Source organism: Actinosynnema sp. NPDC059335 (genome assembly GCF_042752395.1).
Classification (GTDB): domain Bacteria; phylum Actinomycetota; class Actinomycetes; order Mycobacteriales; family Pseudonocardiaceae; genus Actinosynnema.
Map to the genome: position 1 here is coordinate 14,693 of NZ_JBHYXZ010000017.1, position 23,349 is coordinate 38,041.

General features: G+C 73.5%; 23 protein-coding genes. 8 read left to right on the forward strand and 15 right to left on the reverse strand.

Annotation, left to right across the window (positions count from 1 at the left end; all coding sequences use genetic code 11):
• Positions 1-76: 76 nt before the first annotated feature.
• Entirely contained in the window at positions 77-616 is a 540-nt protein-coding gene (locus tag ACFXGA_RS08140) for a cadmium resistance transporter (protein WP_378085553.1), read from the reverse strand.
• A 19-nt stretch (positions 617-635) separates the two neighbouring features.
• Here ACFXGA_RS08140 and paaI point away from each other — a divergent pair, with 19 nt between their 5' ends.
• A complete protein-coding gene (gene paaI / locus ACFXGA_RS08145; RefSeq protein ID WP_378085442.1) occupies positions 636-1,049 on the forward strand; it encodes a hydroxyphenylacetyl-CoA thioesterase PaaI in 414 nt (137 codons plus the stop codon).
• Here the strand turns inward: paaI and ACFXGA_RS08150 are convergent.
• Both ACFXGA_RS08150 and ACFXGA_RS08155 read right to left on the reverse strand, forming a co-directional pair.
• Entirely contained in the window at positions 1,012-1,374 is a 363-nt protein-coding gene (locus tag ACFXGA_RS08150; RefSeq protein WP_378085444.1) for a hypothetical protein, read from the reverse strand. The genes paaI and ACFXGA_RS08150 overlap by 38 nt on opposite strands.
• Before the next feature lie 78 nt (positions 1,375-1,452).
• Positions 1,453-2,628, reverse strand: a complete 1,176-nt coding sequence (locus ACFXGA_RS08155; protein WP_378085446.1) for a hypothetical protein — start codon at positions 2,626-2,628, stop codon at positions 1,453-1,455.
• A gap of 41 nt (positions 2,629-2,669) precedes the next feature.
• On the opposite strand from ACFXGA_RS08155, the gene ACFXGA_RS08160 reads away from it, so the two are divergent.
• Together ACFXGA_RS08160 and ACFXGA_RS08165 are read left to right on the forward strand one after the other, a co-directional pair.
• Complete coding sequence (locus ACFXGA_RS08160) at positions 2,670-3,176, forward strand: DUF6584 family protein (protein WP_378085448.1); 507 nt, start codon at positions 2,670-2,672, stop codon at positions 3,174-3,176.
• Between the two features lie 15 nt (positions 3,177-3,191).
• The gene (locus ACFXGA_RS08165; protein WP_378085450.1) at positions 3,192-4,064 is read left to right on the forward strand and encodes a serine/threonine dehydratase; all 873 of its coding nucleotides are present in this window, start codon (positions 3,192-3,194) and stop codon (positions 4,062-4,064) included.
• Positions 4,065-4,196: 132 nt separating this feature from the next.
• On the opposite strand, the gene ACFXGA_RS08170 is transcribed toward ACFXGA_RS08165, so the two are convergent.
• From ACFXGA_RS08170 to ACFXGA_RS08205, 8 genes are all read right to left on the reverse strand, one after another.
• Complete coding sequence (locus ACFXGA_RS08170) at positions 4,197-4,493, reverse strand: hypothetical protein (protein WP_378085452.1); 297 nt, start codon at positions 4,491-4,493, stop codon at positions 4,197-4,199.
• Between the two features lie 99 nt (positions 4,494-4,592).
• Positions 4,593-5,678 carry a tRNA 2-thiouridine(34) synthase MnmA gene (gene mnmA, locus ACFXGA_RS08175; protein ID WP_378085454.1) on the reverse strand — a complete coding sequence of 362 codons (1,086 nt, stop codon included), beginning with the start codon at positions 5,676-5,678 and terminating at the stop codon, positions 4,593-4,595.
• Positions 5,679-5,683: 5 nt separating this feature from the next.
• Positions 5,684-6,871, reverse strand: a complete 1,188-nt coding sequence (locus ACFXGA_RS08180; protein ID WP_378085456.1) for a cysteine desulfurase family protein — start codon at positions 6,869-6,871, stop codon at positions 5,684-5,686.
• Positions 6,871-8,226: an MFS transporter gene (locus ACFXGA_RS08185; RefSeq protein ID WP_378085458.1), complete on the reverse strand. Its 1,356-nt coding sequence runs from the start codon at positions 8,224-8,226 to the stop codon at positions 6,871-6,873. The genes ACFXGA_RS08180 and ACFXGA_RS08185 overlap by 1 nt, the downstream gene beginning before the upstream one ends.
• A 123-nt stretch (positions 8,227-8,349) precedes the next feature.
• Complete coding sequence (locus ACFXGA_RS08190; RefSeq protein WP_378085460.1) at positions 8,350-9,216, reverse strand: lysophospholipid acyltransferase family protein; 867 nt, start codon at positions 9,214-9,216, stop codon at positions 8,350-8,352.
• Complete coding sequence (locus ACFXGA_RS08195; RefSeq protein ID WP_378085462.1) at positions 9,213-9,983, reverse strand: GNAT family N-acetyltransferase; 771 nt, start codon at positions 9,981-9,983, stop codon at positions 9,213-9,215. The genes ACFXGA_RS08190 and ACFXGA_RS08195 overlap by 4 nt, the downstream gene beginning before the upstream one ends.
• A 146-nt stretch (positions 9,984-10,129) precedes the next feature.
• The gene (locus ACFXGA_RS08200; RefSeq protein WP_378085464.1) at positions 10,130-11,089 is read right to left on the reverse strand and encodes an electron transfer flavoprotein subunit alpha/FixB family protein; all 960 of its coding nucleotides are present in this window, start codon (positions 11,087-11,089) and stop codon (positions 10,130-10,132) included.
• Positions 11,090-11,103: 14 nt separating this feature from the next.
• Positions 11,104-11,886 carry an electron transfer flavoprotein subunit beta/FixA family protein gene (locus ACFXGA_RS08205; RefSeq protein WP_378085466.1) on the reverse strand — a complete coding sequence of 261 codons (783 nt, stop codon included), beginning with the start codon at positions 11,884-11,886 and terminating at the stop codon, positions 11,104-11,106.
• Between the two features lie 279 nt (positions 11,887-12,165).
• Between ACFXGA_RS08205 and ACFXGA_RS08210 the strand changes: the two genes are divergently transcribed.
• Positions 12,166-13,008: a DegV family protein gene (locus tag ACFXGA_RS08210; RefSeq protein ID WP_378085468.1), complete on the forward strand. Its 843-nt coding sequence runs from the start codon at positions 12,166-12,168 to the stop codon at positions 13,006-13,008.
• Positions 13,009-13,057: 49 nt separating this feature from the next.
• On the forward strand, positions 13,058-13,204 hold the full coding sequence (locus ACFXGA_RS08215; RefSeq protein WP_378085470.1) for a hypothetical protein: 147 nt from the start codon (positions 13,058-13,060) through the stop codon (positions 13,202-13,204).
• A 25-nt stretch (positions 13,205-13,229) separates the two neighbouring features.
• Here the strand turns inward: ACFXGA_RS08215 and ACFXGA_RS08220 are convergent, their stop codons facing one another.
• Both ACFXGA_RS08220 and ACFXGA_RS08225 read right to left on the reverse strand, forming a co-directional pair.
• Positions 13,230-13,835 (reverse strand): hypothetical protein, encoded by a 606-nt coding sequence (locus tag ACFXGA_RS08220; protein ID WP_378085472.1) that lies wholly within the window; start codon positions 13,833-13,835, stop codon positions 13,230-13,232.
• Between the two features lie 40 nt (positions 13,836-13,875).
• Entirely contained in the window at positions 13,876-14,961 is a 1,086-nt protein-coding gene (locus ACFXGA_RS08225; RefSeq protein ID WP_378085474.1) for a hypothetical protein, read from the reverse strand.
• A gap of 314 nt (positions 14,962-15,275) precedes the next feature.
• Here ACFXGA_RS08225 and ACFXGA_RS08230 point away from each other — a divergent pair, with 314 nt between their 5' ends.
• The 3 genes from ACFXGA_RS08230 (at position 15,276) to ACFXGA_RS08240 (ending at position 19,001) form a co-directional block, all read left to right on the forward strand.
• On the forward strand, positions 15,276-16,022 hold the full coding sequence (locus ACFXGA_RS08230) for a class I SAM-dependent methyltransferase (protein ID WP_378085476.1): 747 nt from the start codon (positions 15,276-15,278) through the stop codon (positions 16,020-16,022).
• A complete protein-coding gene (locus ACFXGA_RS08235; protein WP_378085478.1) occupies positions 16,019-17,494 on the forward strand; it encodes a 1,4-alpha-glucan branching protein domain-containing protein in 1,476 nt (491 codons plus the stop codon). The genes ACFXGA_RS08230 and ACFXGA_RS08235 overlap by 4 nt, the downstream gene beginning before the upstream one ends.
• A gap of 256 nt (positions 17,495-17,750) precedes the next feature.
• Positions 17,751-19,001, forward strand: coding sequence for a glycosyltransferase family 4 protein (locus ACFXGA_RS08240; protein WP_378085480.1), 1,251 nt, complete (start codon positions 17,751-17,753; stop codon positions 18,999-19,001).
• Here the strand turns inward: ACFXGA_RS08240 and ACFXGA_RS08245 are convergent.
• Together ACFXGA_RS08245 and ACFXGA_RS08250 are read right to left on the reverse strand one after the other, a co-directional pair.
• Entirely contained in the window at positions 18,998-22,468 is a 3,471-nt protein-coding gene (locus ACFXGA_RS08245; protein WP_378085482.1) for an NACHT domain-containing protein, read from the reverse strand. The two genes, ACFXGA_RS08240 and ACFXGA_RS08245, sit on opposite strands and share 4 nt — an antisense overlap.
• 82 nt (positions 22,469-22,550) lie before the next feature.
• Positions 22,551-23,198: an acyltransferase gene (locus tag ACFXGA_RS08250; RefSeq protein WP_378085485.1), complete on the reverse strand. Its 648-nt coding sequence runs from the start codon at positions 23,196-23,198 to the stop codon at positions 22,551-22,553.
• Positions 23,199-23,349: the final 151 nt, after the last annotated feature.

Below are 23,349 nucleotides of genomic sequence, written 5' to 3' on the forward strand. Positions count from 1 at the left end.
ATAACACACCCCCCCCCCCGCGCGCTCTTGGTGTGGGTGGGTCGTCCCCACCCCCCCCCCCCCCCACCGCTGCACGCTAGCCGCTCACCAGGATCAGCACTCCGATGCCGATCAGCACGACCGGCAGGAGGATGTGACCCCAGCGGGTCAGGGGTTTGGTGATGGTGGGACGCGTGGCGATGTGGCGGGCGGTTGCGCACCACACCGCGACCAGGGCCAGGAAGACCACCACGTAGGTCGTGATGCCGGTGGTGGTGAAGACCGGGACGTAGACGCCGATGTTGTCGCCGCCGTTGGCGAACGTCACGGCGGCCACGCCCAGTGCGCCCGTGGCGGCCGGCTCGGAGTCGTCGCCGCCCCGCCACGCCTGCCACGCCGCCTTCACGCCCAGCGCCAACGGCAGCAGGCCCAGCCACGGCAGGACCGCGGCGGGCAGGAGGGTGGCGCCCAGGGAGGCCGCCACGCAGACGGCCAGGATGGCGGCGAAGCCGAGGTACTGGCCCAGCACGACGCGCCACGCGGGCACGCCCCGGGCGAAGAACAGCGCCAGCAGGACGATGTCGTCCACGTTCGTCACGGCGAACAGCCCGATCGCACGGATGATGTCCAGCACCAGCGAACCTTAAGGTGCAGGCATGAACGGACCCGCGGAGATGCTCGCCAACGACGCCGCGTCGACCGCGCTCGGCATCCGGGCGCTCGAACTCGGCGAGGGCACCGCCCGGCTCGCCATGACCATCACCGACCTGATGGTCAACGGCCACGGCATCGGGCACGGCGGGTACGTGTTCCTGCTCGCGGACACCGCCTTCGCCTGCGCGTGCAACCGCCACGGCTCGGTGACCGTGGCGGCGCAGGCGGAGATCGACTTCATCGCCCCCGTGCACGCGGGGGACGAGCTGGTGGCCGAGGCGGTGGAACGGGCCCGGTTCGGGCGCAGCGGCATCTACGACATCACCGTGCGCCGGGGTGACCAGGTGGTGGCCGAGTTCCGCGGCCGCAGCCGGACGCTCAGGCCGAACGGCGCAGACCCAGCACCTGGAGGGTGATGAAGCCCGCCACCGCGATCGCCTGGGCGACGATCAGGAACACGCCCAGCCCGGTCACGGGGAACCACCCGGCAAAAGCGGTGAGGAAGCTGTCCAGCACCCACACCGAATTACCGACGATCACCACCGCGACCACTGGCCGAACGGGTCGCAGGCCGAGCGCGAAAACGCCCGCGCCGTAAGCGACGAGGAATGCGCCGAGCCCGATCACCAGACCGCGCGGCAATCCCGTGGGCAGGTCGAGGAAAAGGGCGAGGAGGCCGAGCCCGCCCGAGGCGACGCCGTCGAGCTTGAGGGCGAAGCGGAGCAGGCCGTCGTGGTGCACGCGAGTTGTCGTCATGGCCCGGAAGTTAGGCCCGGCGCTCCTGCCGGCGGTACGCCGAACGCTGCCATCGACTGCCGGTCACACCGCCTCGACCTGCGCGGCCAGGTCTTCGGCGATCAGCTTCGCCCCCGCGTTCTGCCAGTTGTGCAGCGTCCGCTCCGGCACCTGGTCCACGAACCACGCCAACGCCCGCCGCGCCACCGGGTCGAGGTCCTCGCGCTTGGTCCGCCTGCTGTACGGCCGGATACCGACCACGTAGTAGAAGTACAGCGCGTTGTAGTGCCGCCATTCGTCGCTGGTGCCGAATTCACCGTCGCGCGGCTTGAGCCGCTGGATGCCCTCCGACAACAACGCCTTCAATTCCGCCGCACGTTCCAGCGGTTGGTCGGACGCGCCCCGGGCGGCGAGCCGGGCGTCGATCACCGGCAATTCCGTCAACGGGCTCGCGACCAGCTTGCCGAGGTCGCCGTAGTTGCTCAACGCCCGCCTGGTCAGCTTGACGAGCTCGGCCTGGTCGAGCGGCGCGCGCCGGGGCAGGGCGTCGGCCGCCTCGCGCAGCTCGGCCCGGGTCGCGGCCACCTCCGGCACGGCGACCTTGTCCACCAGCAGCGCCAGCGGGTTGGCCAGCACCTGCACCGCGATCGCGGCGGCGACCGTGCCGTACAGCAGCGGCACCAGCCGGTCGTCCAGGAACAACGCCACCTGCCCGCCGAACACCGCCGCCAACCCGGCCGACGTGAGCAGCGACCGCACCACGTCCGCCCGGATCGCCTCGCCCTCGTCGAACGCGTCCGCCACGGCCACGAGCACCCCGAACACCAGCAGGTCCACCCCGGCCGAGGCGATCACCAGCGGTTCCGGCAGCACGTCCACCAGCAGCAGCGCGCAGCTCAGCCCGAACAGCACCGTCGCCGCGCCCGGCAACGCCCGCCGCAGCCGCAGGCACAGCACCACCGCGACGGCCAACGGGGCCAGCACCACCAGGGGCACGAAGTACGCCGCGACCAGCAACGGCGCCGCGCTCCAGCGCCACCACCGGTCGTACCGCACCGGCAGCCAGCACACGACGACCCCGGTCCACGCCACCGCGGGCACCGCCAGCGCCACCGCCGGCAGCGGGAGGGCGATCACCAGGGCGTAGGCGAGCAGCCCGACCGCCGCCCGCCGGAGCAGGGGTTTGCGGTGATCGCGCACGAGCAGGTACAGGCCGAGCCACCAGGCGAGGCCGAAGGTCACCACCGACACCGCGATCACCCGGAAATCCTACGGTTGCGCCGGCTGGGACCATGTGGTCCATGCCGGTCGAGCTGACGCTCCGCAGGGCCGCCGAAGAGGTCGAACGCGGCGATCTGGCCAGTGTGCTGCGCGCACGGCAGCGGCTGGTCGGCCTGGTCACCAGTTACCCGGACCGGTTGGACCTGCGGGACCGGCTGGCGGCGGTGTACCGGCTGCTCGGCGACGCGGCGCAGGCCGGGCGCTGGAGCTACCTGTCCGAGGTGCGCGACGAGGCCGAGGTGGCGGCGTTCGAACGCGCCTACCGCACGCCGATGGCCCGGCTGGCGGCGATGAACTGGGTCGGCGGCGAGGCGGGCGCGGCCACCGAGACCGCGCGGCAGCGGCTGGTGGCGTTGCAGGAGGCGGCGAACGAGCAGTTGCGCGCGGAGCTGTCGGTGGCCGACGACCGCGACTCCTCGTGGGGCACGAACGTGCTGGTGCTGGTCGGCCTGGTGGTCGTGCTGCTCTGCTTCGTGGTCGGCGCGGTGACGCTCGTCATGTGGGTCTACAGGTGGTTCACGGGCTGAGCGCATGCTGGGTGCATGACCCCCGAAGTCGCCGCCGCCGCTGACCGCATCCGCCCGCACGCCCGCCGCACCCCGACCTGGCGCACGGAGGTGGACGGCCGGCCCGTCGTGTTCAAGCTGGAGCACCTCCAGCTCACCGGTTCGTTCAAGCTGCGCGGCGCGCTGAACACCCTGATCGCCGCCGACTCACCCGATCGTGTGGTCACGGCGTCCGGTGGCAACCACGGCCTCGGCGTGGCGAAGGCCGCGCAGCTCCTCGGGCTGCACGCCACCGTGTTCGTGCCCGTGGGCGCGCCGGAGGGCAAGGTCCGGCGGATCGAGGCGGCGGGCGCGAAGCTGATCCGGCACGGCGACACGTACGCCGAAGCGGTGCTGGCGGCCCGCGAGACGCCCGGTTTCTACGTCGAGGCGTACAACGACCCGACCGTCGTCGCAGGTCAGGGCACGGTCGCCGCCGAGGTGGTGGCGGACGCGCCGGACGTGGACGCGATCGCGGTCGCCGTCGGGGGCGGCGGGCTGGCCGCGGGCACGGCGCTGGCCTCCGGCCTGCCGACCGTCGCGGTCGAGCCGGAGCGGTGCTGCGCGCTGCACCACGCGCTGGCGGCGGGCGAGCCGGTGGACGCCGAGGTGGACTCGGTCGCGGCGTCCGCGCTGGGCGCCACGCGGGTGGGCGAGGTCCCGTTCGGGATCCTGAGCACGCACCCGGTGACGTCCGTGCTCGTGACCGACGCCGAACTCCTCGCCGCCCGCGACCGGCTGTGGGAGGAGTTCCGGCTGGCCGTGGAACCGGCGGCGGCCGTGCCGTTCGCCGCGTGGCTGGCCGGGCGGGTGCCGGGCGAGCTGCCGTGCGTGGTGCTGTGCGGCGCGAACACGGACTGGACGCCCTAGCACGCGGCCCCTCGCGCAGGTCCGCGCACGGCGGGCCGCCTTGCGACCTGGTCCGGGCACCGCGGCGCCCGGACCGTCGCCCTCGTCTCCCACCGCCTGCCGCGGCGGCCTACAACTCCCCCATCCGTCCGGTCAACGGCTCTCGGTCACCCGCCCCAGGTCCGGCGACACGCGCGGGCGCGCCACGCCCCCTTGCGCCATGCCGGCCTGCGGCGGCACCTCGACCTCGCGCGCGAGCGCCGGGTCGAGCTTCTCGACCCGCTCGACCATGGCTTCCACCTGCTCGATCAGCTCGGCCCACTCGGGCCGGTGCAGGCGCTCCCGGACCACCCAGCGCAGCGTGCGCACCTCCGCGCGCAGCCGCTCGAACTGCTCCTCGTCGAGACGTTGCGCGGACGGGTGGTCGAGCTTGCTCGAGAGCACCCTCACCCGGGTCCCGATGTCCACCAGCGACCTCCGGCGTCGTGCGTTGTCATACGGCACGCACGCAGTGTCGCAGGCGACACCGACAAAACCACAAGCCGGACTTCACCGAGTCGCGGCGATGGTGGCGCTGGCGAGCACGAGATCGCCCGCCGCCGCGTCCTCCCGGTACACCGCGACCGCCTGACCAGGCGCGACGCCGCTCAGCGGCTCGCGCAGGCGCACCAGCAGCTCGCCGTCCACGACTTCGGCCACCGCGGGCGCCAGGCCGCCGTGCGCCCGGACCTGGGCCACGCACTCGACCGGACCGTCGAAGGAGATCCTCGTCACGGGCCGCCGCGCGACGATCTCGGTGACCTTCAGCCGCTCCGCCGCGCCGACCCGCACGGTGCCGCTCACCGGCTCCAGCGAGAGCACGTACCGGGGCCGCCCGTCGGGCGCGGGCGCGTCGATGCCCAGGCCCTTGCGCTGGCCCACGGTGAACTCGTGCACGCCGACGTGCCGCCCGAGCACCGCGCCGGTCTCGTCGTCCACCAGCAGGCCGGGCTGCTCGCCGAGCCGGCTGGTCAGGAAGCCGCGCGTGTCGCCGTCGGGGATGAAGCAGATGTCGTGGCTGTCGGGCTTGTCCGCGACCTGGAGGCCGCGCTCGGCGGCCTCGGCCCGCACCTGCGCCTTGGTCGAGTCGCCGAGCGGGAACATCGCGTGCGCCAACTGCTCGTGCGTCAACGACGCCAGCACGTACGACTGGTCCTTGCCGTCGTCCGCCGAACGGCGCAACTCCACTACTCCGTCCACAGTGGACAGACGGGCGTAGTGGCCGGTGCAGACCGCGTCGAAGCCCAGCCCGATGGCCTTGTCCAGCAGCGCCTCGAACTTGATCTTCTCGTTGCACCGCAGGCACGGGTTGGGCGTGCGGCCGGCCGCGTACTCGGCCACGAACTCGTCCACGACCTCCTCGGTGAACCGCTCCGCGAAGTCCCACACGTAGAACGGGATGCCGAGCACGTCCGCCGCGCGGCGCGCGTCCCGGGCGTCCTCGATGGTGCAGCAGCCCCGCGCGCCGGTGCGCAGCGTGCCGGGCTTGGCCGACAACGCCAGGTGCACGCCGATCACCTCGTGACCCGCCTCCACCGCCCGCGCCGCAGCCACGGCGGAATCCACCCCGCCGCTCATCGCCGCCAGCACCCGCATGCCCGTCACACCTCCGCCGTCGCCTTGCCCGCCAGCCGCTTCAACCCCGCGATGCCCGCCGTGCGGGCCCGCTCCACCACCGGACCGATCACCTCGGCCAGTTCCCGCACCTCGGCCGCCGTGGACGTGTGGCCGAGGGAGAACCGCAGCGAGCCGCGCGCGAGCACCGGGTCCACGCCCATGGCCAGCAGCACGTGGCTGGGTTGCGCCACCCCCGCCGTGCAGGCCGAGCCGGTGGAGCACTCGATGCCCTTGGCGTCCAGCAGCATCAGCAGGCTGTCGCCCTCGCAGCCGGGGAACGTGAGGTGCGCGTTGCCGGGCAGCCGGTGCACCGGGTCGCCGTTCACCGCCACGTCCGGCACGACCCGCCGCACCGACTCGACCAGCTCGTCGCGCAGCGCGGCCACCCGGGCGGCGGTCCCGGCGCGGTGGTCCACCGCGTGCCGCACCGCCGCGGCCAGGGCCACGATCGACGGCACGTCCAGCGTGCCGGACCGCACTTCCCGCTCCTGCCCGCCGCCGTGCAGCACGGGCGTCGTCGCCACGTCACGACCCAGCAGCAGCACGCCGACGCCGTACGGCCCGCCGACCTTGTGGCCGGTGAGCGTCAGCGCCGCCGCGCCGGAGTCGGCGAAGTCGACCGGCACCGCGCCCACGGCCTGCACCGCGTCGGTGTGGAACGGCACCCCGCGCTCGGCGGCCAGCGCGGCCAGCTCGCGCACCGGGTTGATCGTGCCGACCTCGTTGTTCGCCCACATCGCGGTGACCAGGGCGACGTCGTCGTCCAGCGCGTCGCGCAGCGCCTCCGGCCGGATGCGGCCGAGCCCGTCGGGCTCCAGCCAGGTCACCTCGGCGCCTTCGTGGTCCACGAGCCACTGCACGGCGTCGAGCACGGCGTGGTGCTCCACCGACGACGCCACCACGCGCCGGCGGCGGGACGTGCGGCGGGACCAGTACACGCCCTTGACCGCGAGGTTGTCGCTCTCCGTGCCACCGCTGGTGAAGATCACTTCGGACGGTCGCGCGCCGAGGGCGTCCGCGATGTCCTCCCGCGCCTCCTCGACCGCCCGCCGCGCCCGCCGGCCCGAGGTGTGCAACGAGGAGGCGTTGCCCGTCGTGGACAACGCCCGAGTCATCGCCTCGATCGCCTCGGGGAGCATGGGGGTCGTGGCGGCGTGGTCGAAGTAGGCCATCAGCTTCCCAGGGTAGCCCGGCCGAGCCGGCCCGCGAGCACCGCACCGAGGACCGCGACCCCCGCCATCAGCAGGTCGAACGGCACCACGGCGGCCGTGGGCGCGGCGGCCGAGGCGAAGGTGGTGACCAGCACGCCGCCGAGGCCGACCAGCAGCGCCGACCCCAGCATGTCGCTGATCTGCAGCGCGGAGGAGTTGAACCCCCGGTCGACCTCGGTGGACGCGCCCAGGGTGAGCACGCTCAGACTCGACATGGCCATCCCCATCCCGGCGCCGGCGACCGCCCACAGCACCGGCGTCGCCCAGGCCGGACCCCAGGACGGTGCGATGAGCGTCACTCCGGAGATACCCGCCGCGTTGATCGCGAACCCCCAGCGGACCAGCTTCTCGCGCGGGATCTCCGGCTTGCGCGACTGCCACCAGGCGGCCGTGGACCAGCCCAGCGCGCTCAGCGTGAGCGGGATGCCGGCGGCGATGGCCGAGTACCCGTGCACGGAGGTCAACGTGAGCGGGATGAACGCCTCGACGGCGAAGAACGAGCCCGCGAGCAGGCCGCGGGACAGGATCGTCACGGGCAGGCCGGGGCGGGCGGTGAGCGTGCCCCGGGGCAGCAGCACCCGCAGGGACGGCGCCAGCACGACCAGGCCGGCCAGGCCGATCACCAGGTCCAGGCCGGTCGGGTGCTGCGCCGCCCAGCTCACCGCCGCGACGCCCGACCCCGCGCCCAGCGCCGCGAGCGGCAACCCGCGGCGGGTGTTGCGGTCGGGGGTGTGCGGCGGCAGGTTCCGCAGCACGGGCACCAGCAGCACGAACGGCGCGAGCCCCAGGAACACCCAGCGCCAGCTCAGCGCCTCGGTCAGCCACCCGGACAGCGCCGGTCCGACCAGCGACGGCACCACCCACGCCGAGGCCAGCAGCCCGAACACGGCGGGCCGGTCGCGTTCCGGGTACACCAGGCCGATCAGCACGTAGACGGCGACCACCTGCGCCCCGCCGCCGATGCCCTGGAGCACCCGGCCGGCGAGCAGTTGCGGCATGTCCTGGGCCAGGCCCGCGACGATCAGGCCCACCAGGAAGAGGGCGGGCCCGACGAGCAGGGACGGCCGCGGTCCGCGCAGGTCGCTCAGCCGCCCGGACAGCACGGTGGCGACGACGCTCGCGGCGAGGAACGCGAGGAACGGCCACGCGTACAGCTCGTTGCCGTCCAGCTCGGCGACCATGCGCGGCATCGCCGTGCTGACGCCCATGTTCTCGAACGCGAGCAACGTGACGAGCAGGATGATCCCGAGCGTCGGCCCTCGCCGTTCGGGCGTCCAGAGGTTGCTCCTCGCGGGGGTCTCGCTCGTCGTCGTCACGGCTCAATGGTTCAACCTCCACCGGGGTCGAGGTCAAGGCAATATGACGCAGGTCGAAGCCTCGCCGACGACCGGACCACCGGCGTCGGCGCGGTGGTCGTCCGTCGCTCGCCCGGTCCCGGCTCAGGCCGCCTCGGCGGTCGATGTGGTGGCGTGCGGTCGGGGCGCGGGGAGGTCGATCGAGCCGTAGGCGACCCGTTCGGCCTCCTGCTGCACCAGGGCCGCCAGCTCACGGCGGTTCGCGGCGCGGCCGGGGGCGATCTCGTCCAGCACGTGCACCTCGACCACCAGGTCGCGCGAGCGCAGCACCCGCAGCATGGAGTCGACCAGGGTGTCGGACCCGATGAACGCGGGCCGGGTGGATGTCGCCGAACCCTGCAGGTACCGCAGCACCACGGGTCGCACGGGCACGCCCGCGTCGAGCGCGGACTGGAACAGGGCGGGCCGGTAGCGCCCGGACGCCACGCCGCACCAGGTCGTGCCCTCGGCGTGGACGCCGACCGCCGCGCCGTCCCGCAGCGCCGCCGCCAGCTCGGCCACCGTCCCGGGCAGCAGCGACAGCCGCTCCCGGTCCAGGTACACCGTGCGGGCGGCGGTGATCAGCCGGCCCAGCACCGGCCAGTCCCGGATGTCCCGCTTGGCGACCATCCGGATCGGCTGCACCGCGTCGATCGCCAGCTCGTCCAACCAGGACACGTGGTTGGACACCACGAGCACGCCGCGTCCCGGGTTCTCCTGGAACACCGGCCCGACGACCCGCAACCGCACCCCGAAGGCCCGCAGCAGCGCCCGGAACCACCGCCGCAGCACCACCGCACGCGCCCGTCCGCGCACGCACAGCACGCCGAGCACGACCAGCGGCCCGCACAGCAGCACCGCCGAGGCCGCCACCACCCGCCACGCCGCCCGGACCGGGCCGACCGACGCGGTCGAGTGGTCCACGCACCCGTCGCCGCACGGCGACACGGGCATCCACGCGTGCTTGTTCACGCCGTCTCCCCCAGGAAGAACTTCAGGTACCGCTGGTCGACCCGGTCCATCCCGAGCAGCACGGGCAGGTCGGCCACGCCGAAGTCGGCGTCCAGCGCGGGCCGCCCGCACACCCACGCGCCCAGCCGCAGGTAGCCCTTCAGCAGCGGCGGCAGCACGGTCCGGTCCGGGCGCGCCGGCGCGTCGACGTCCCACGGCGTCCGCGGCGTGACGCGGTACTCGTCCGGGGAGTAGTGCCTGGCCCGCACGGCGTCCCACACGCCCGCCGCGAACGACCCGCCGTCGTGCAGCGGCACCGAGGCGCAGCCGATCAGCCACGAGTGCCCGGACAGCAGCATGTAGCGGGCGATCCCGGCCCACACCAGCGACACGACCGCGCCGTTGCGGTGGTCCGGGTGCACGCACGACCGCCCGGTCTCTACCAACGACGGCCGCAGGGGGTCCAGGGCGGTGAGGTCGAACTCGCCGTCGGAGTACAGGCCGCCGGCCTCGGCGGCGCGTTCCGGCGGCAGCATCCGATAGGTGCCCACGATGTCGCCGGTGCGGTCGTCGCGCACCACGAGGTGGTCGCAGAACGCGTCGAAGCGGTCGACGTCGTGACCCGGCACGGTGGTGTGCAGCACGGCGCCCATCTCGGCGGCGAACACCTGGTGGCGCAGCCGTTGCGCGGCCACGACCTCGTCGCTGTCGCGCGCGACCAGCAGGGAGTAGCGCGGCGCGTCGGAGGCGGCGTCACCGGTGCTGACAAGCAGTTGCGGCTGCGTCATGGGTCTGGTCTACCGACCGCTTGGCGACCGGGAGCAGGTCGTTCCGATGACGCCTCAGTGGCAGGTCGGTTAAACCCCGGTGAGGCCGGACGCGCGACGGGGGCCGCCCCGCGCGGTGCGGAGCGGCCCCCGGGTGCGGGCTCGGGTCAGCCCTTGCGCTTGGCGACCTCTTCGGTCAGCTGCGGCGCGACCGCGAACAGGTCGCCCACCACGCCGAAGTCCGCGATCTCGAAGATCGGCGCCTCCGGGTCCTTGTTGACCGCGACGATGGTCTTGGACGTCTGCATGCCCGCCCGGTGCTGGATCGCGCCGGAGATGCCCAGGGCGATGTAGAGCTGCGGCGAGACCGTCTTGCCGGTCTGGCCGACCTGGAACTGGTGCGGGTAGTAGCCGGAGTCCACTGCGGCCCGGGACGCGCCCACCGCCGCGCCGAGGCTGTCGGCCAGCTTCTCCACGACCGCGAAGCTCTCCGCGCTGCCCACGCCCCGACCGCCGGACACGACGACCGACGCCTCGGTCAGCTCCGGGCGGTCGCCGCCGACGACCGGCTCGCGGCCGGTGACCCTGGTGACCAGCGCCGGGTTGCCGGCGGGCACCTCGACGGCCTGCTCGACCGGGTCGGCGGGCGACTCGGACGCCTCGACGCCACCGGGGCGCACGGCGATGACCGGCACGCCGTTGGTGACCTTGGACTTCACCACGTACGCGCCACCGAAGATCGACTGCGTGGCGACGCCCTCGCCGTCGACGTCCACGGCGTCGTAGAGCAGGCCGGAGCCCAGGCGCACGGCGAGGCGGCCGGCGACCTCCTTGCCCTCCAGCGTCGCCGAGACCAGCACGGCGGCGGGCGAGGCGGTGCCCGCGATCGCGGCGAGCGCGTCCACCTTCGGCGTGACCAGGTGGTTCACCGCGTCCTCGGACTCCGCCGCGTACACCTTCACCGCGCCGTAGCGGCCCAGCGACTCCTTCACCTTGCCCGCCGTGCCGGGCGATCCGACCACCACCGCGGCCGGCTCGCCGAGACGGCGCGCGGCGGATAGAAGCTCATAGGTGACCTTCTTGACCTCGCCGTCGACGTGGTCGACGAGGACGAGTACCTCGGACATGCTTCTCCTCGCCTTCAGATGAGCTTCTGGCCGACCAGGTACTCGGCGATCTTCGCGCCGCCGTCACCCGAGTCCTCGACACGCTGGCCCGCGCCGCGCGGCGGCTTCGGGGCCGACTCCAGCACCTGCGACCACGACGCGCCGAGGCCGACCTCGCCCGCGTCCAGGCCCAGGTCGGCGACGGTGAGCGTGCTCACCGGCTTCTTCTTCGCCGCCATGATGCCCTTGAAGGACGGGTAGCGCGGCTCGTTGATCTTCTCGTTCACGCTGACGACCGCGGGCAGGCTCGCCTCCAGGTGCGCCACGCCCTCGTCGGTCTCCCGCTCGGCCTTGACCGTGCCGCCCTCGACGGTGAGCTTGCGCACCTGCGTGACCTGCGGCAGGCCCAGCAGCTCGGCCAGCATCGCGGGCACCGCGCCCGCGCGGCCGTCGGTGGCCTCGTTGCCCGCGATGACCAGGTCGACGCCCTCGATCGTGCCGATGGCCTTGGCCAGGACCTTCGCGGTGGTGAGCGCGTCGGAGCCGTGCAGGGCTTCGTCGGAGACGTGGACGGCCTTGTCCGCGCCCATGGAGAGCGCCTTGCGGATCGCGTCGGTCGCGCGGTCGGGACCCATCGCGACGACGGTCACCTCGCCGCCGTGCGCCTCCTGGAGCAGCAGCGCCTCTTCCACGGCGCGCTCGTTGATCTCGTCGAGCACGGCGTCCGCGGACTCGCGGTCGAGGGTGTGGTCGGAGTCGGCGAGCTTGCGCTCGGACCAGGTGTCGGGCACCTGCTTGACCAGGACGACAATGTTCATGGGTCCTCTTCGACCTCCTGCGGACGGGCGGCGATGTGAGTGCGGCGACGGTGGTTGCCGGTGGCCGCCGGATTGCTCGTGACCCTGCCATGTCATCGCCGCATTGGCATGGTGGTGTCGGCCACCCGCATGTTACCCACCGGTAGCAGAGGTGCAAACAGCAGCAAGCACCACCACCGGGTGATGATGCTCACTGGCCGTTCCGGGCCATTCGGACAATGTCGCTTCTCCGCACGACGGCGTTACAGACGCTCCCCCTATTGGGCTAGGTTCGAGCGCATGTCCCGGCGAGTAGCGATTGTCACGGACTCCACCGCGTGCCTGCCGCCGCAGTTGACCGAGAAGCTCGGCGTGACCGTCGCGCAGATCCAGGTGCGCATCGGCGACTGGGTGGACGACGAGGTCCGCGTGCCGGTGCCGAAGCTCGTGGACGCCTTGCGCGACCGGCTCGACGTCACCACCGCGCCGCCCGACCCGGGCGCGTTCTTCTGGTCCTACGCCGACGCGGAGGCGGCGGGCGCGGAGGCGATCGTGTCGCTGCACGTGTCCACCGGCCTGTCGCAGACCGTGGAGGCCGCCCGGCGGGCCGCCGGCCAGGTGCGCGTGCCGGTGCACGTGGTGGACACGCGGACGTGCGGCATGAGCCTGGGGTACGCGGTCGTGGCCGCCGCCACGGCGGCCGCCGCGGGCGGAGACGTGAACCGCGTCCTGGCCGCCGCGCAGCACGTCGTGCGGGGCAGCACAGAGCTGATCTACGTGGACACGCTGGAGTACCTCCAGCGGGGCGGGCGGATCGGCCGGGCCGCCGCCCTGCTCGGCTCGGCGCTGTCGATGAAGCCGCTGCTGACCGTGGCCGAGGGGCGGATCGCGCCGCTGGACAAGGCGCTCGGCGCGGAGCGCGCGGTGCGCAAGCTGGTCGACATCGCGGCCGGGAAGGCGGGCCGGGACGCGGTGGACATCGCGGTCGAGCACTTCGACGCGGCCGAGCGGGCCGGGACCGTGCTGGAGCAGCTGCGGGCGAAGCTGCCCAACGTGCGCCGGTTCCTGGTGACCCAGGTCAGTTCCGCGATCGGCGCGCACGTGGGTCCGGGGGCGCTCGGCGTGACCGTTTCGCCCGTTTAGGAACTCCCAGCGGGGTTTGAACGTTGGCCGAACAGGGAAGGAGTTGTACATGGCATCTCTGTTCAGCAAGCTCGCCGCTTTCGCCCGCAGTCCCCAGGGCCGTCGGGTCGCCGAGCAGGTCAAGCAGGCGGCTCGCGACCCCCGGAACAAGGCCAAGGCGCAGCAGGTGCTGCGTCGGTTCCGCGGCAGGCACTGACCGCGGTTTGGCGTGGGGCGGCCCGCTAGCGACCGGTGTCGCGGCGGGCCGCTCCTGCCGTGCGCGGGAGGGTGCCGGGGTCGGGTGCGGGACGTGCCGGGTCGGCGGTGTCCTCCGGTCCGGCCGGATCTTCGGCGGCGGCGACGGGTTCCGCGACGGGCACGGGTTTCGCGGGTTCGGCTGAAGCCGGCACGGCTTCGGCGGTGGGCTCGGGTTCCGCCGGCTCGGCTTTCCCGGTGGGCCGCGCTTCGACGGGCTCCGCTCCGGCGGGATCGGTCTCCCCGGCTTCGGCGGTGAGGCGGACCACGCGCATCCGGCGCACCTCGTCCTGCGGCACGCGGTCGCCGGCCTCCGGTCTCGGGGTGGGCACGAGCACCAGGGTCGGGCGCGTCGGCGCCGGTGCGGGCGCGAGGGCGGTCGGCATGCCGAGCACCGGGTTGCGGTGGATCGGCCTGGTCACGTACTCCTCCGGCGGGAACGGCGCGGCGAACTCGGGTTCGCGCGGCGCCGGCGCGGGTTCCGGCACGGGCTCGGGCGGCGGCTGGTCGCGCCGCAGCATGACCGCCGTCAGCACGCAGCCCGCGGCGAAGGACAACGCGCACAACCCGAACACCACGGCCGCTTCGTACATCACCGCGTCCCCACTCCCGTTCCCGCACGGCCGGCCGCGGTCAAGCGTCCACCCGCCTGCCGTCGCCGCCCGCCTGCCGGGCGCTCACGTGCTGACCGGCCTCCTGCTGCCCGGCCTCGTGCTGCCCGACCTCCTGCTGCCCGGCCTCCCGCTGCCCGGCCACCTGCTCGCCGCTCGCCTGCTCGACGGTGGTCTGCTCCGGGATCAGGTTGGGCACGCGGTCGGCCGCCTCGTCCAGCGCGACCCGGGCCGCGGCCACCTGGGCGGCCACGGTGTGGCGCAGTTCGCGCAGCTCGTCGGACTGCCGCTGGATCTCGTCGATGCGCCGGTTCGCCTCGCGGGCGGCCAGCTTGATCAGGAACGCGGCCCGCGCCTTGGCCAGCTCCTCCTGCTCGGCGAAGTGCTGCTCGGCCTCGTGGCGACGCCGGTTCATGGTCAGCTCGAAGAAGTTCTGCGCCTTGGCCCGCTTGTCGTCCGACTCCGCCTCCAGCCGCGCGCACCGCTCCGCCGCGGCCCGCAGCACCTGCTCCGCCTCCTGCTCGGCCTTCGCCACGGCGGCGGCGCACTCGGCCTCGACCTGCTCCGCGCGGGCCACGAGGTGCGCCTCCACCTCGGCCCGGCGGCGTTCCAGGTCGACCTCGCGCTGGTCCAGCTCGGCGGCCCGCCGCCCGGCGGCGTCGCGCTGCTGCCGCGCCTCCTCCTCGGCCTCGGCCCGCTGGGCGGCCAGCTCGTCCTCCAGCTGACGCCGCCGCTGCGCCAGCTCCGCCTCGGTGCGCTCGCGCAACGCCGTCACGTCGCGCTCGGCGCGCAACCGCAGGTCGTTCGCCTCGTCCTCGGCGAGGGTCAGCATCCGGTGCAACCGCTCGGACGCGCCGGCCGTCGTGTCGGGCGACATCTCCAACCGCTCGATCCGGGCCCGCGCCTGGTCGAGGTCGTTGCGGGTCATCTCCAGCAGCTTGCGCAGGTCGGCGGCCTGGGCCAGCGCCTCGGCGCGGTCGAGGTTGCAGTACTTGAGCTGTTCGTCCAGGTTCTCGAGGTGCTCGATCACCTGGCGGCGGTGGAAACCGCGGTAGACGACGTCGAAACCAGCGTGCAGCGGAACAATCTCCGGCTCTTTCGCAACCATGGCGGCCCCGCTCGTTCGAAGATTGGCCGAGGGTACGAGCGTAAAGCACCCCACCGGCACCTGACCACCCACGACTACCCCGGCACAACGGCGGCAATGCGCGCCGCTGGCTGCGGAAACACGATCGCGGAAGATCCAGCTGAAGTCGATTCAAGTCACACGATCGGGTCGTTTCATCGAACGCATTCGCGGCATTGACACCGCACCTGGCGACAATTTCCCACACTCGGAGGAACCGGGGTTCACACGAAACAGTGAAGGTCGGCAGGGCAGGCCCTGCCTACCCGCGAGTAACGAGCAACTAGGCTGGCCGGGTGACCGTCGAGCCGCTGCCCCTCACCGGTGAGCGCACCGTGCCCGGGATCGTCGAGGAGAACTACTGGTTCCGCCGCCACGAGGCGGCCTACCGGCACCTCGTCCGGCACTGCGCGGGCGCGGTCGTGCTGGAGGCGGGCTGCGGCGAGGGCTACGGCGCGGCGCTCATCGCCGGGCACGCCGCGCGGGTCGTCGCGCTCGACTACGACGAGCCGACGGCGGCACACGCGAGTCGCGCGTACCCGGAGCTGACCGTGCTGCGGGGCAACCTCGCGTCGCTTCCGCTGCGCTCCGCGAGCGTGGACGTGGTGGCGAACCTCCAGGTCATCGAGCACCTGTGGGACCAGGAGGGCTTCCTGGCGGAGTGCGCGCGGGTGCTGCGGCCCGGTGGGCGGCTCCTGGTCACCACGCCGAACCGGATCACGTTCTCCCCCGGCCGCGACACCCCGCTCAACCCGTTCCACACCCGTGAGCTGGCCGCCGCCGAGCTGCGGGACCTGCTGGTCGGCGCGGGCCTGCGGGTCGAGCTGCTGGCCGGGCTGCGGCACGGCCCGGCGTTGCGGGCGCTGGACGAGCGGTTCGGCGGGTCGGTCATCGACGCGCAGGTGGCCGTGGTGGTGGACGGCGGCACGTGGCCGGACGACCTGCTGGCCGCCGTGGCGTCGGTGCGCGACGAGGACTTCGAGGTCACCACCGACGACCTGGACGCGAGCCTGGACCTGGTCGCCGTGGCGGTGCGCCCGTGACCCGCGACGAGGGCACGTTCTGCCTGGTGCTGCACAGCCACCTGCCGTGGCTCGCGCACCACGGCGCGTGGCCGGTCGGCGAGGAGTGGCTGTACCAGGCGTGGGCGCACTCGTACCTGCCGGTGGTGGACCTGCTGGAGCGGTTCGCCGCCGAGGGCCGCGAGGACGTGCTCACGCTGGGCGTCACGCCGGTCCTGGCGGCGCAGCTGGACGACCCCCACTGCCTGCGCGGCCTGCACGACTGGCTGGGCAACTGGCAGCTGCGGGCGCACGGCGCGTCGTTCCGGCTGCCGGACCTGGCCGCGCGCGAGCACCGCGCGTCGGCGTGGGCGCTGGAGCGGTTCGAGGCGCGGTGGCGGCACGGCTTCTCGCCGCTGCTGCGGTCCCTGGTGGACGCGCGCGCGATCGAGCTGCTGGGCGGCCCGGCCGCGCACCCGTTCCAGCCGCTGCTCGACCCGCGGCTGCGGGCGTTCTCGCTCCGCACCGGGCTCGCCGACACCGCGTTGCGGATCGGGTCGACGCCCGAGGGCATCTGGGCCCCCGAGTGCGCGTACGCGCCGGGCATGGAGCACGACTACGCGCGGGTGGGCGTGCGGCGGTTCCTGGTGGACGGCCCGTCGCTGCGCGGCGACACCGCCGCCGGCCGACCGGTCGGCACGTCGGACGTGATCGCGTTCGGGCGCGACCTGGAGGTGTCGTACCGGGTGTGGTCGCCCAAGGTCGGCTACCCCGGCGACCCGGCCTACCGCGACTTCCACACCTACGACCACCCCAGCGGGCTCAAGCCGTCACGGGTCACGGGCAAGCACGTGGACCCGGCGGACAAGCGGCCGTACGACCCGGAGCCCGCCGCGGCGGCCGTGCGGCGGCACGCGGCGGACTTCGTGGACACGGTGGTGCGGCGGCTGCGCGCGTTGAAGGAGCAGCACGGCCGGCCGTCCCTGGTGGTGGCCGCGTACGACACCGAGCTGTACGGGCACTGGTGGCACGAGGGGCCGGCCTGGCTGGAGGCGGTGCTGCGGCTGCTGCCCGAGGCGGGCGTGCGGGTGACCACGTTGCGCGGCGCGGTCGAGGCCGGGCACGTGGGCGCGCCGGTCGAGGTGCCGCCGTCGTCGTGGGGCTCGGGCAAGGACTGGCACGTGTGGAACGGGCCGCAGGTGGCCGACATCGTGCAGGGCAACGAGGAGGTCCAGCGGGAGCTGCTCGCGCTGGACGTGACCGGCGTCGTGCGCGACCCGGTCGCGGACCAGGCCGTGCGGGAGGCGCTGCTGGCGCTGTCCAGCGACTGGGCGTTCATGGTCACCAAGGACTCGGCCGCCGACTACGCCCGCTACCGGGCCAGGGCGCACGCCGACCGGTTCCGCGAGCTGGTCGCCCTGCGGCGGGCCGGGCGCGGGCACGACCGGGCGGCCGAGCTGCGCCGGGTGGACGGGCCGTTCGGCCGGCTCGACGCGCGAGGGCTGGCTAGTTGACGCCGCCCACCACGCCGGGATCGCCGTGCTGCCGGTGCGTGACGCCCGCCGCGCCGGGGTCGTCGGTCCGCGCCCGCACCACCGGGTCCGCCTGCGAGGCGTCGGCCGGTGGTCCGCGGGCGCGCCGTGCACGGGTGACCCGGTGGGGCGCGAGGGACGCGGCGCGGCACGCGACCGCCCGAACCCGGGGCGCGCCCGCACCACCACTTCCCCCTGTGCCCACCGGGGTCGCGGAGCCGAGATGCGAGGATGGCCCATGCGCGTGCTGATGTTGTCCTGGGAGTACCCGCCGGTGGTCGTCGGCGGGCTCGGTCGGCACGTGCACGCGCTGGCCGGGCACCTCGCCGCGCAGGGGCACGACGTGGTCGTGCTGTGCCGCCAACCCGCCGGCACGGACGCGATCACCCACCCCACGACGGACGACGTGGTCGACGGCGTGCGGCTGATCCGGGTCGCCGAGGACCCCACGCACCTGGTGTTCGAGCGCGACCTGGTGGCGTGGACGCTGGCCATGGGGCACGCGATGACGCGGGCCGGGTCGGCGTTGCTGCGCGACTGGCGGCCGGACGTGGTGCACGCCCACGACTGGCTGGTCACGCACCCCGCCATCGCGTTGGCGGAGCAGTGCGGCGCGCCGCTGGTGGCGACCGTGCACGCGACCGAGGCCGGGCGGCACAGCGGGTGGCTGTCGCAGACGTTGAACCAGCAGGTCCACTCGGTCGAGTGGTGGCTGGCGAACCGGGCCGACGCGCTGATCACGTGCTCGGCCGCGATGCGGACCGAGGTGGCGCACCTGTTCGAGGTGGAGCCGTCGTCGGTCACGGTGCTGCACAACGGCATCGAGCCGCGCCGGTGGCGGGTCCGGTCGTCGGACGTGGCCGCCGCCCGTACCGCGCACAGCGCCCCCGGCGCGCCGCTGCTGCTGTTCTTCGGCCGGCTGGAGTGGGAGAAGGGCGTGCAGGACCTGATCGCCGCGCTGCCCCGCATCCGCCGCGCCCACCCCGGCACGAGGCTGGTCGTGGCGGGCACCGGCACGCACCGCGACTGGCTGGTGGAGCAGGCGCGCAAGCACAAGGTGCGCCGGGCGGTGGACTTCGTGGGCCACCTGTCCGACCGGGCGCTGGCGGCGGCGCTGGCCGCGGCGGACGCCGTCGTGCTGCCGAGCCGGTACGAGCCGTTCGGCATCGTGGCGCTGGAGGCGGCGGCGGCCGGCACGCCGCTCGTCGCCTCGACCGCCGGTGGTCTCGGCGAGGTGGTGGTGGACGGCGTGACCGGCCTGTCGTTCGCGCCCGGCGACGTGGAAGCGCTGGCGGGCGCGGTCCGGTCCGTGCTGGACGACCGGCCCGCCGCCGCGCGCCGGGCGAAGGCCGCGAAGTCCCGCCTGGCCACGGACTTCGACTGGGCCAAGATCGCCGCCGGGACGGCGTCGGTCTACCGGGCCGCCACCGTGCGCGACCACCCGCCGCTGGGGCGTCCCAAGATCCCGACCGGCAACGTCTTCCTCTAGCCCTCCGCCATCCGCTTCAGGGCGAGCATGGCAGCGGGCAGGTCCTCGTACGGCTCGCTCACCCCGTGCGCGTGGTAGGCGTACTCGTGGACGAAGTCGAGGATGTCCTGTTCCGGCGCGCTGCCCGCCATGAACCTCTTGGCCACCTCGTAGAAGGGGCGCGGCGCGACCAGGCCCAAGACCTTTGCGGACGTCCGCCGCAGCTCCTCCAGCAGCTTACGGTCGAACGCCCAGTTCGACGCGAGCGAGGCTGACAGGTAGTCGTAGAACTCGACGGGGAAGTAGGCGTCGACCCACTTCCCGTCCTCGATGCGGCGCGCGAGTCTGTTGAACCGGTCGACGAGCCTCCGGAGACCTTTGAAGCGGTCGCCCGTAGTCTCGTTCGCGCGCCACGCGATCACCAGGCAGGTCAGGCGGCTGGCCGGGTCGGCGATCACCGCGTCGACCAGGTGCTCGACCAAGCCGCTGACCTCGTCCAGCAAGCGCGGATGGGCGCAGACGGTGGAGCACATCTCGGAGGCGTTGCCGTACCCGGACCCCAGGACGAGCAGGCGGATTGCCCTCGACACCGTCTCCGTCGGCAGTCGCCACGACTCGCGGGACAACGCGAACAGGAGCATGCTGTGCGCCCGCCTGTTCAGCGGCACGCCGGCGTCGAGTCGGTCCAGGATGCGGTCAAGCGCCCTGACGTCGAACGGGAGGGTGATCCGCTGGTTGCTCATCCCGGTGTTCCACATGATCCACCGCGACAGCTCGGACAACAGCTCCTGCTCGGCCCTCCGCGAGGTGACGTCGTTGTCCACGAAGTACGTCCCGGCGCGGATTGCGCCTTCGAGCGTCGCATCACCCACCAACCGGGCCGCCGCCACGTGCTCTCCGACTCCGTCGTCGTCGCGCAGGGTGATGAACCGGGCATCTTCGTGGTGATCGAGGGTGAGCGTGTCGACCAGGCTCTCCCACCCGTCCGCGTCCAGTCCGGAGTGCCACAGGTGCACCATCGACTGCCACTCGCGCAGCTCCCCGAACAGGCTGTCGAGCGGCACCGGGGAACCGTCCAGGTGGACGCGGAGGCACACCAGGTTCGCCGAGTAGGCGGCCACCCGCGTCACCAGCGTGGCCCCGGACGGGTCGTAGGTCGGGTACCGGTCGTGCTTCACCCGGTGGTGCACCGAACGGATCAGTTCGTCCAGCACGTCCACCAGGCCGGCCCGCACCTCACCGTCGAGCGCGCCGAACAGCCCGGCCGCGAAGTCCAGCACCGGCGGCCGCTTGGTGAACGCCTGGTGCGAGATCAGCGCGAACAGCCGGGCGTCGTCCAGCAGCCCGAAGTCCTCGAACGGCTGGGACTCGCGCCGGGCCCGGTCGTCCAGGATCGCCAGGAGCAGCTTCACCGTCACCTCGGCGATCAGGTACTCGCCGAACGTGGCGTGCAGGAACTCGTAGGTCCGGCGACGGCCGGCCGCGTCGTCCCGCTGGTTCACCTGCGCCGAGTGGATGAAGAAGAAGTCGCCGACGATCCGGTCCGTGGTGTCGAGCGGGTCGTCGAAGGTGGTGCGCTGCACGACCTCCGGCGGCGGGGCGAACGGCGCGAGGTCGCGCTTCAGCTCGGCGTCCTCCACGTACTGCCGGCCGCGGTTGAACATGGCCAGCGCCGTGATGCCCAACTGCCACTTGCTCTGCTTGACCCGCTTGGCGACCTGCGCGGCCGACGGCTGCACCCGGCCCTTGTCCCGCGCCTGGCGCACCACGAACGAGTCGATCAGCCGCTCGTACAGCTCGGCCGGCGACAGGTCCTCGTCGTCCGGCCGGCTGCCGGTGTCGGCGGCGTAGATGGCGAGCATCAGCAGGATCAGCGGCTGCCGGGCCAGGTCGCCGTGCCGGAGCAGGTCGGCCGGGGTCGGCGGGCGGAAGCCCGGGGTGGTGGCGTTCGCGCGGTTCCACGCGTCCAGCCACTTGCCGATGCGGGCGTCGTCGAACTCCTCCAGCTTCACGATCGGCACGCCGTGCGGGATGCGGGCCCGGTCCACGACGAGCGTCCTCGACGTGATGACGACCGCCACCGGCCGGCCGAGGTCGGCCTCGCGCTCCTGGAAGTCGAGGACCTGCCGCAGGTAGTTGGACTGCGTCACGCCGCTGGCCTGCACGAGTTCGTCGAAGCCGTCCAGCAGCACGACGCGGATGCTGTCGCCGCACTCGTCGGCGAGCCTGCCCCAGTCCACCTTCTCGGCGAGCACGTCGGTCAACGCCGTCTCGATCTGCCCGCGCACGCTGTCGTCCGCGTCCACCTTGCGGAGCTGGACGTTCACCACGGTGTAGCCGGCGGCGGGCAGCCGGGCCGCGAGCACCTCCATCAGCAGCGACTTGCCCGCGCCGGGGTGCCCCAGGACCAGCAGCGGCCGCGCGGTGCTCGTCGGGCTCGCCAGGTGGGCCGCGAGGAAGGCGTCGATGTCCTCCTCGACCACCGTGTTGGACGACCACCACTCCTCCGACGACGGAACGGACTTCTCGTCGTGCACGGTGACGCGGTAGCCGGGCGCGACGAACCCGCGCTCGACGGACGGGAAGCGTGCGTTGACCGGCTGGGTGTCCGGGTTGGTCCGCAGCAGGGGCTTGCCCAGCGTGGCCAGCGCCGCCTTCTCCAGCTTGGCCCGGTACGAGCGGTCCGGCCCGAGCTGCCCCGGCGCGGACCGCGCCAGCAGCCGGGCGAACCGCTCCAGCGACTCCGTCTGCGCGGCCAGCGCCCGGGCCAGCCGGTCGTTGCCCGCCTCGACGGCCGCGCGGGTGGCCGAGTGCTCGCCGATGAACGTCCACACCTCGAACTCCGGGATCGACGCCGCCAGCCCCAGGAAGTGGTGCACGTACTGCTCGCGGCTCCGCTCGACCACCAGCGACGGCACGACCAGGTCGCGCCCGCCCGCGAGGGCCTGCCAGGCGGCGAGCCCGCCGAGGAACTCGGCCACCGCCGCCGTCGCCGCCGAGAAGAACGTGCTCAGCGGGCCGTCGAGGTTCTGCTGGAAGCCCCGCGTGGCGTCGGGGGCCGGGACGTTCAGCTCGGACAGCGCGGGCAGCGCGCCCGCCTCGGTCGACCCGGTCGGCTCGACGCCGAGCGCCCGGAACTTCTCGGCGTCGGTGACCCGCAGCAGGTCGAACCGGTCGCCGACCTGGTCGCGGAACGCGTCGAAGACCGAGTTCACCGCGATCACCGTGTGCGCGGCGGCCACGAGTTCCTGGCGGTGCGCGCCGGACAGGCCGGTGAGCCGGGCGGAGACCTTGTCGAGCACCTTGCGCAGCGACGACATGGCCTCGTTCTTCGGGTCGATCAGGCCGAGCACGTCCGGCGCGCCGAGCGCGCCGCCGAGCAGGATCGCGCCGCCGAGCGCCACGTCGACCTTGTCGAACAACGGCCGCTCGTACCTGCCGAGGACGCGCAGCGCGCCGGTGTAGGTGAACAGGTCCGGTCGTGACACGGGCGCTCCACGGTCGGGTACGGCGGGGTCCGGCTGATCCTGCCGGCCGCGCGTGCCCGCCGGGCCGCACTTCTGCGCGCGGCTACGAGCCGTTGCGAGACCGCTCCAGGGCCTCCTGCGCCTTGCGGGCCATGTCCTCCACGGCGGCGCGGCGCTCGGCGTCGGCCTCGTAGTCGGCCCGCCGGTCCTTGACGACCCGGGCCGGCGTGCCGACGGCGATCTTGAAGTCCGGCACGTCGCCGCGCACCACGGCGTGCGCCCCGACGACGCACCCGCGCCCGATCCGGGTGCCGCGGGTGACGGTGACCTTCGTGCCGAGCCAGCAGTCGGGTCCGATGCGGACCGGCGACTTGACGATGCCCTGGTCCTTGATCGGCCGGGTGATGTCCGCGGTCACGTGGTCGAAGTCGCAGATGTAGACCCAGTCCGCGATCAGCGTGGCCGCGCCGATCTCCACGTCCAGGTAGCAGTTGACCGTGTTGTCCTTGCCGAACACGGCCTTGTCGCCGATCCTCAGCGACCCCTCGTGGCAGCGGATGGCGTTGCCGTCGCCGATGTGCACCCAGCGCCCGATCTCCAGCCGCCCGTAGCCGGGGCGGCAGTGCAGCTCGACCTTCTTGCCGAGGAACACCATGCCGCGCAGCACCACGTGGGGGTTGGCGAGGCGGAACCGCAGCAGCCGCCAGTACCGCACGAGGTACCAGGGCGTGTACGCGCGGTGGCGCAGCACCCAGCGCAGCGAGGCGAGCGTGAGGAAGCGGGCCTGCTCCGGGTCGCGGGGGGGCCCCCCCCCCCCCCACCACCCCCCCCGCGCCCCCCAACGCGAGCCCGCGGCCCCCCAAACCCCCCCCCCCCCGCCCCCCCCCCCACACCCGGCCCCC

Coding starts and splice junctions, on each gene's coding strand:
- paaI (WP_378085442.1), top strand. CDS start 636: ATGAACGGACCCGCGGAGATGCTCGCCAACGACGCCGCGTCGACCGCG.
- ACFXGA_RS08160 (WP_378085448.1), top strand. CDS start 2,670: ATGCCGGTCGAGCTGACGCTCCGCAGGGCCGCCGAAGAGGTCGAACGC.
- ACFXGA_RS08165 (WP_378085450.1), top strand. CDS start 3,192: ATGACCCCCGAAGTCGCCGCCGCCGCTGACCGCATCCGCCCGCACGCC.
- mnmA (WP_378085454.1), bottom strand. CDS start 5,678: ATGCGGGTGCTGGCGGCGATGAGCGGCGGGGTGGATTCCGCCGTGGCT.
- ACFXGA_RS08180 (WP_378085456.1), bottom strand. CDS start 6,871: ATGGCCTACTTCGACCACGCCGCCACGACCCCCATGCTCCCCGAGGCG.
- ACFXGA_RS08195 (WP_378085462.1), bottom strand. CDS start 9,983: ATGACGCAGCCGCAACTGCTTGTCAGCACCGGTGACGCCGCCTCCGAC.
- ACFXGA_RS08200 (WP_378085464.1), bottom strand. CDS start 11,089: ATGTCCGAGGTACTCGTCCTCGTCGACCACGTCGACGGCGAGGTCAAG.
- ACFXGA_RS08205 (WP_378085466.1), bottom strand. CDS start 11,886: ATGAACATTGTCGTCCTGGTCAAGCAGGTGCCCGACACCTGGTCCGAG.
- ACFXGA_RS08210 (WP_378085468.1), top strand. CDS start 12,166: ATGTCCCGGCGAGTAGCGATTGTCACGGACTCCACCGCGTGCCTGCCG.
- ACFXGA_RS08215 (WP_378085470.1), top strand. CDS start 13,058: ATGGCATCTCTGTTCAGCAAGCTCGCCGCTTTCGCCCGCAGTCCCCAG.
- ACFXGA_RS08220 (WP_378085472.1), bottom strand. CDS start 13,835: ATGTACGAAGCGGCCGTGGTGTTCGGGTTGTGCGCGTTGTCCTTCGCC.
- ACFXGA_RS08225 (WP_378085474.1), bottom strand. CDS start 14,961: ATGGTTGCGAAAGAGCCGGAGATTGTTCCGCTGCACGCTGGTTTCGAC.
- ACFXGA_RS08240 (WP_378085480.1), top strand. CDS start 17,751: ATGCGCGTGCTGATGTTGTCCTGGGAGTACCCGCCGGTGGTCGTCGGC.